The organism is Altericroceibacterium indicum, from assembly GCF_009828105.1.
In the GTDB taxonomy this organism is placed as follows: Bacteria; Pseudomonadota; Alphaproteobacteria; order Sphingomonadales; family Sphingomonadaceae; genus Altericroceibacterium; species Altericroceibacterium indicum.
Genome location: NZ_WTYQ01000009.1, coordinates 1 through 6,738 on the forward strand (window position 1 = coordinate 1; position 6,738 = coordinate 6,738).

The window sequence follows — 6,738 nt, forward strand, 5'->3', positions numbered from 1 at the left end:
GCGCCAGAGATTACGAGCGGTGGTTCGGTCAGTCTGGATGAGAACACGACAGCGGTGCTGAGCGTGGTGGCCAGCGATAGTGATGGCGATAGTTTGAGCTATGCGATTGCAGGAGGTGCAGATGGAGCCTTGTTCACGATCAATGCCGCTGGTGAATTGTCCTTCAAGGCGGCGCCGGACTTTGAAAATCCGGCCGATAGTGATGGGGACAATGTCTATGATGTGATTGTGTCGGTGTCTGATGGTGTGACGACCACGCAGCAGAGCGTCACGGTGACGGTGAATGATGTCAATGATGCGCCGGTACTGACGGGTCCATCGGGTCTGAGCCTGGCGGAGAACACCAAGACTGTGGGGACGATTACGGCCAGTGATGATGAAGGGGATGATCTGACCTTCAGCCTGACGGGCGGGGTGGATGCCGATCTGTTCACGATCAATGCCACCACCGGAGCGCTGTCCTTCAAGGTGGCGCCTGATTATGAAGCGCCCGGCGATGACGATGGGGACAATGCCTATCAGCTGGAAGTGACGGTGAGCGATGGCACCACCAGCACGGTGCAGCAGATCACGGTGAGTGTGACAGATGCCAATGATGCGCCTGTCATCACCAGCAGCAATGCGGTGACCATCACCGAGAACCGCAGCAATGTGATGATTGCCAGCGCCAGTGATGTCGATAGCGGCGATACGCTCGTCTGGTCGATTGCCGGTGGGGCGGATAAGGATCTGTTCACGGTTGATAGCGCCACAGGAGCGCTCAGCTTTATCACCGCGCCCGACTATGAAGCCCCCTCGAGCTTTGATGGTGGGAATGTCTATGCGGTGGTGCTCCAGGTCAGCGATGGCAATGGCGGGGTCACCACGCAGAGTGTAAATGTGACTGTCGAAGATGCCAATGAAGCACCGGTGATCACCAGCGTTGATAATTTCTCCATTACCGAAAACAAGCTTGGCGCTTTCCTTGTCGAAGCCAGGGATGATGAAGGTCAAGACCTGACATGGTCGATCATCGGCGGGGCAGACAGGACGAAATTCTCGATTGATGCTGATACTGGTGCCGTCTCCTTTTTGGATAAGCCGGACTATGAAAATCCCAGCGACTTCGATGAGGACGGGGTCTACAGCATCATTGTCTCTGTTAGCGATGGAACCAAGACTACACAGCAGAACATAACCATCACTGTAACTGACGAGAACGATGCGCCGGTAATCACCAGTGATGCGGCGCTCACGATTAGTGAAGGCTTGACAGGGGTCGACGTGATCCGGGCGTCGGATGACGAAAATAGCCCATTGACTTGGTCTATCGTTGGTGGGGCAGATTTCCGCCTTTTCAAGATTGATGCTGAAACAGGTGCGCTTTCTTTCATTGAAGCTCCTGATTACGAGAATCCGGGGGATTTCCAGTCAGATAACGTCTATGAAGTAACGGTTGAGGTTAGTGATGAAGATGGCGCTACGGTACGCCAGAATGTCAGTGTCACTGTTCTCAATACCAACGATGCGCCGGTAATCACCAGCCAAGCTGCCATTACAATGGCAGAGAATTTGACAGATGTTGTGACTGTTACGGCCACAGACACCGATGTGGCTGATACGCTGACCTATGCTCTTGTGGCTGGAGGTGATGCTGCCCTGTTCACGATTGATGAAAGCACAGGTGAACTGTCTTTCATTACGCCGCCAGACTATGAAAATCCGCAAGGGTCGGGTGCTAATGCCAATGAATATGTGCTGACTGTATCGGTGTCAGACGGCACGAATACTGTCACGCAGGATGTGACGGTCACGATCACGGATGCGAATGATCCGCCGGTGATCACCAGCGATGCGGCGGTGACGATGGCTGAAAACCAGACCGCGGTTACAACAGTCACTGCGACAGATCCCGAAGGCGATAATGCTTCAATAGTCTACGGCATTGCTGATGGTGCGGATGGAGCCCTGTTTACGATCGATTCCGCTACAGGGGAATTGACCTTCATCGCGCCGCCTGACTTTGAAGCGCCAGGTGCTGCAGGAGGAGGCAATAGCTATCAGGTAATCGTTACGGTGACGGATGGCGAAAATGTAACGGAAGAGACACTCACGGTCACGGTAGAGGACGTGAATGAAGCGCCGGTTATTACCAGTGATGCGAGCATCAGCCTTGCTGAAAATGAGAGTCTGGTAACAACGGTCACAGCAAGTGATGAAGATGTGGCTGATACGCTGACCTATGCTCTTGTGGCTGGAGGTGATGCTGCCCTGTTCACGATTGATGAAAGCACAGGTGAACTGTCTTTCATTACGCCGCCAGACTATGAAAATCCGCAAGGGTCGGGTGCTAATGCCAATGAATATGTGCTGACTGTATCGGTGTCAGACGGCACGAATACTGTCACGCAGGATGTGACGGTCACGATCACGGATGCGAATGATCCGCCGGTGATCACCAGCGATGCGGCGGTGACGATGGCTGAAAACCAGACCGCGGTTACAACAGTCACTGCGACAGACATTGATGATGATTTGGCGAACCTCACCTACAGCCTTGTTGGTGGTGCTGATGCAGCTCTGTTCGCGATTGATCCGGAAACCGGCGAACTGTCTTTTGTGAATGCGCCTGATTTCGAAGCTTTTGGCAGTGCTGCTAACAGCAACGAATATACTGTTATTGTCAGCGTTTCTGACGGAACGAATGTTACAGAGCAAACAGTCACAATTACGCTGACCGATGCTAATGATGCGCCAGTCATCACCAGTGATGCGGATATCTCTTTCGCAGAAAACGCGCTCGATCCGATACAAATCGTGGCTGAAGATGAAGACGTGGGTGGCGATACGCTGACCTACGCCATCATTGGTGGGGCGGATGCTGCTGCATTTACGATAGACCAAGCAACCGGTGCTATCTCCTTTGTAACTGCCCCAGATTACGAAAATCCTGGCAGCAGCTTAGGTACGAACGTCTACGAAATCATCGTAGAGGTTAATGATGGCACTGCAACAGTTGAGCAGACCGTTACGATTACGGTCACAGATGAAAATGAAGCGCCGGTGATCACCAGTGCGGCTGACGTATCATTAATAGAAGCTCAAACCGAAGTGATTCAGGTGACGGCGGAGGATCCAGACGCTGACAGCACTTTGACCTATGCCATTTTCGATGGCGCTGGTGCCGGGTCGGATGGTGCACTTTTCGCTATTGATGCGGAAACTGGCGAACTGTCTTTCATCGCGCCACCAGATTTTGAAAACCCTGCTGATAGTGGAGCCAATAATGTTTATGAAGTGACGGTTAGCGTGAGTGACGGCACGGAAGTTGTCCTGCAAAATTTGACGGTCACGATTACGGATTCCAATGATCCGCCGGTGATTACCAGCAGTGATGCAGTGGATGTGGCTGAGAATCAAACCGTGGTTTCAACGGTAACGGCCACCGATCAGAACGATGATACAATTACTTGGAGCATTATAGGTGGCGTAGATGCCGACCTGTTCACAATTGATGAGGTGACAGGGGAGGTTTCCTTTATAAATCCGCCAGACTATGAGGCTCCTGGCGATGATGATGGGGACAATGTCTATAATATCATTGTTGCAGCAAGCGATGGTCTGAACACAACACAACAGGCATTGAGCGTGACAGTCACGCCTGTGCAGGATGCTCCAGTCATTGAGAGCACGGTCATAGATCTTGCTGAAAACGAAACCACTGTTCAGGTTGAAGCTAGCGACGCCGATGGCGATGTACTGAGCTATGCTATCGCTGGCGGGGCTGATTCTGCCCTGTTCACGATTGATGAGGAGACAGGCGAACTGTCTTTCGTCACAGCGCCGGATTTTGAAAACCCCGGTGATGCTGACACTGACAATATTTATGATCTGATCATCGAAGTCAGCGATGGCACAGATACGGTCCAGAAAGCGATTTCCGTCAATGTCACTGACGTGATTGAAGGAATAGACACGACGACTCTCGCCGAGATTCAAGGTTTCATCATTAAGGGTGACGAGGCCGGCGATCATGCTGGCTATTCCGTATCTGCACTGGGTGACGTGAATGGAGATGGGTTCGGCGATCTTTTGGTTGGAGCCAATGATGGCTCGGATGGCGGGCTGAAGGCTGGGGAAGCCTATGTTGTCTTTGGCCAGACGGGTGGCTTTGGCATTTTGTCCGGTGGTCGCAGAGTGCTGGATCTTACCAATCTTACAGAAACGCAGGGTTTCATCATTCGAGGCGACGAAGCCTCCGACCAATTAGGTTATTCGGTCTCTGATGCTGGCGATGTAAATGGCGATGGGTTCGCAGATATTATCGTTGGTGCCTATCAGGCTGGCGATGGTGGCGCGGCCTATGTCGTCTTTGGTTCGGGTGATGGTTTTGGCGATCTGGTGGGTGTGCGCCGGGTGGTGGATCTGACCAGCCTTTCCGAAGCGCAGGGCTTCATGATTGAGGCTGGAAACACGAATGATGCGCTTGGCTTCTCTGTATCTTCTGCCGGAGACATCAATGGTGATGGCTATGATGATGTGATTGCTGGCGCCCGCAGTGCTGCTGGTGAAGGTACTGGCAGTGGCGAAGCCTATGTCATCTTCGGCAGTGCGGCGATGTATGGGGAAAATGTGAGTGGCCGCAAGGTCATTGACGTTGCAGCGCTCTCCGCCAGCGAAGGCTTTGTGATCCGCGGATCTGGCGATGGAGATCGGCTTGGTGCATCCGTATCGTCCGCCGGAGACTTCAATGGCGATGGTTATGATGATCTGATCATCGGGGCGAATAGAGGCGATGATAGCGGCACTGATGCGGGCACCTCCTATATTGTGTATGGATCAGCCTCTGGCTTTGGCACTGATATCAGTGGCCGCCAAGTGGTCGATGTTTCCGCGTTAACCAGCGATCTTGGCTTGGTGCTGGAAGGGGATGCCGGTTCTCGGTCTGGTCTGACAGTATCTGGCGCGGGCGATTTGAATGGCGATGGCCAGGACGATGTGATCGTTGGTGCTGATGAAGGGGCCTATGTCATCTTCGGCCGTAAGAACGGCGCTGGAACGGTGACGTTGGATAGTAATAGCCGTCAGACCATTAATCTTGCTGGCCTGATCGCAGCCGAAGGTTTCTTATTAGCCAGCACTGGCGATGATAAGTTAGGCTATGCAATCTCTTCTGCCGGAGATGTGAATGGTGATGGCTTTGCTGATCTGATCGTCGGTACTTATGGTGCGGACACGGGCGGCACAGATTCAGGCACGGCCTATGTTCTGTTCGGCTCAGATCAAGGCTTTGGCACGACTGTTGGTGATCAGCAGGTGGTGGATGTCACAGCTCTTCCTGCAGACCAGGGCTTTGCCATTTTGGGTGATGTAGCCGGAGATGGTCTGGGCCGCTCTGTCTCCTCTGCGGGAGACATCAATGGTGATGGCTATGATGATATTGTGGTCGGTGCCTATCTGGGTGATGATGGCGGCAGTGATGCTGGTGAAGCCTATGTGATCTTTGGCAGCGCTGAAATGGGCGCCCAAGGTGAACAGGCTGCCAAAACACTGACCGGCACATCTGAAGCGGACATTCTGATTGGCGGTAATGGGGATGACATTATCACCAGCGGCGGCGGGGCGGATGTCATCCGCGCAGGCGCAGGTGATGATCGTATCGTGATTGCGGATGCGAATTTTGAAGACATTCACGGTGGAACAGGTTTTGACGTTCTGGCGCTTGACGGGGCGGGCTTTGCGCTTGACCTGACTACAATTCTGTCCGGTGATCTGCTGTCTGTAGAGGCCATTGACCTCACCGGCAGTGGTGACAATGTACTTACCATCAGTGGGCAGAATCTGCTGGATATCAGCGACTGGCGGATGGGTGGTGAAGCCTACATGCTCGTCACGGGCGATGCAGGTGACAGTGTTGTAACGCAAGGCTTCACCTTTGGGGGTACGCAGACTTATGAAGGTGTAACCTACAACCTCTATGAACGCGGCTACGCTAATTTGCTGGTGTCACAGGATGTGGCTGTCACCAATGCCGCCGCAGGCGTCGCGGCGGTGGTGGATACGAGTATCCTCAAAGAACATTACGGCTTTATCATTCAGGGTAGTGCTGCTGGTGACGAACTGAGCTACCGATCCATGCATATGGCCGGAGATCTGAATGGCGATGGCTATGATGATATGGTTGTCGGGGCGAATGCCAACGATGATGGTGGTGCTGATGCCGGTGCAGCCTATGTGATCTTTGGTGGGGCCAGTGGTTTTGGCGCGCTGGATGCTACTGGACGGCGGGTGATTGATCTCAGCACACCGCTCACTGCGACAGAGGGTTTTGCGATCCTTGGGGCTGCCGATAGTGACTATCTGGGCCTTTCTGTTTCCTTAGCCGGAGATGTGAATGCTGATGGCTATGATGATCTGATTGTCGCCGCTCCTTCCAATGATGATGGCGGAGCGGATGCCGGCGCAGCCTATGTGATCTTTGGCAAGGCCAGCGGCTTTGGCACGATTGATCTGGGTAGTGGTCTCAACGCAGCGGATGGTTTCAAAATTCTGGGTGCTGCTGATGGGGATCGACTGGGTTACTCCGTCTCCTCAGCCGGGGATGTGAATGGCGATGGGATCGATGATATACTTTTAGGCGCTTTTGCTAATGGAGGTACCGGTTCCGCCTATGTGATCTTTGGCAAGACTTCAGGATTTGGGACAATTGACCTGGCCAACTCACTCAGTGCAGTTCAGGGCTTCCAGATCACTGGCGTT

1 protein-coding gene is annotated in these 6,738 nt (G+C 53.2%); it reads left to right on the forward strand.

The genetic code is table 11. The features are described 5' to 3' along the window. A partial coding sequence (locus GRI39_RS14270; protein WP_211371642.1) for a cadherin domain-containing protein occupies positions 1–6,738 on the forward strand: 6,738 nt, incomplete at both ends.